The 1,466-nt window shown below is 47.5% G+C and carries 1 protein-coding gene; it reads left to right on the top strand.

Features of this window, described 5'->3' with window-relative positions:
* Positions 1-284 precede the first annotated feature (284 nt).
* Positions 285-1,229: an Hpt domain-containing protein gene (locus B9T16_RS28625; RefSeq protein ID WP_006619410.1), complete on the top strand. Its 945-nt coding sequence runs from the start codon at positions 285-287 to the stop codon at positions 1,227-1,229.
* Positions 1,230-1,466 lie beyond the last annotated feature (237 nt).

Here is a 1,466-nt window from a genome sequence, read left to right as displayed (position 1 = left end):
GTGTGGATATAGAGATTGCGACAATTAGGAGTGTTTACGACGATAGCGAGTTTAAAGACTACGATGTTGTATTTAGCTCTAAAAGTTGAAGTCACAAAGCAGGAAGTCGTTACCCTGTTCCCGATGTCAAAAGGGGTATCCACATCAGGAGCCGTGTGATGTGAAAGTATCAAGCACGGTTTTGTATTGGAGTTGGGGAAGGCGACTTCCCTTTCGACCATAACCAGGTTAACAGTACCGCTCATAATAAAGCTCGGCGTTAAATTGTCGATAGGAGGGCAGCCGTGCCGACCAGCCAAGACCAAAAAATAATCGCTATCTTTATGGAAGAGGCGGGAGAACGCCTCGAAGAACTTAGTACGGGGTTGAAGGATCTGCCAAAAATTATGGCCTCCTCCGATCGCGAACCGATGATTACTATGTACAGAGCGGCGCACTCGATTAAGGGAGCCTCGGCTATGTTAACGCAACAGATGCCGAGTTTAGCCAGTATTAATAAGGTATCTAAACGACTTGAAGATTGTTTTAAGTCGGTTAAAGACACTCCCATCAAAGCTGATACCAAGGTTGTTACACTGTCAAACAAGTGTTATGAGGTACTCAAGAACCTGATTCAAAGGGCACAAAGTCCGTCTGGTTTATCTGTGGAAATGGGGGAAAAAATTGCTACGGCTGCCCTTCCGGTGTATGATATGCTGGAGAAGCATCTGGCGGATTTGATGAGTGGTAAGGCAGCGCCTGCAGTGGCGGCAGCTTCGTCTGGAGGAAGTAAACCTGTACCGTCGGCGGTGGCTAAGGTGACGGCGGTTCTGAAACCGATGTTACAAGGATTGAGCAAACCGGAATCTCCGGCGCTACGGAAACAAATAGCGGGGCTGTGTGGTCATTTGCAAAAAATTGCGCCGGGAGTGGAACCTTGGCAAAATTTGGTGAAAACTACCCATGGCGCGATCGCTAATCCTAGGGCTCCTTTTCCGCTTCTGAAAAATACGGTAATTAAGGAACTTCAGCAGGCGGCGAAACTCCTGGAAGCGGGAAAAGCTGATGCTATAGCGCCCAGTGATGCTCTAGTTAAACTGGGAAGTAGCCAAGGGGCGGCTCCGGCGACTGCTAAGGAAATTACGATACCAGCAGATCCGAAGGAAGTGGTGAAGGTGTTACTGAAGACTTTCAACAAAAAAGAACTTCAGGCGATCGCTCAATTGTTGATCAAGCACATCAAATCCTGATTTCGATTCTAAGTCGAAAGAGTCTTGATGTGCCAAACCCTTGCTGGTAAATCGTTATGGCGTTTTCTGGTATCTGTCGGCTAATTTTTTATAGCCAAATTATAGCCAAACTGGGCTATAGTTTGGGGATAGAAAGCCCCCGTTTTCGCCCCGCATAGTTTTGGTAAATGACTTGGGGGGAGTTTCCGACCCAAGTGGCAACGTCCTTAGCATCAATTCCGGCCTCAAGGCATAGAG

The sequence above is a fragment of the Arthrospira sp. PCC 8006 genome (assembly GCF_046480465.1).
Taxonomy (GTDB): domain Bacteria; phylum Cyanobacteriota; class Cyanobacteriia; order Cyanobacteriales; family Microcoleaceae; genus Limnospira; species Limnospira platensis.
The sequence above is the reverse complement of the archived record's forward strand: the minus strand, read 5'-3'. Positions and strand labels throughout refer to the sequence as shown.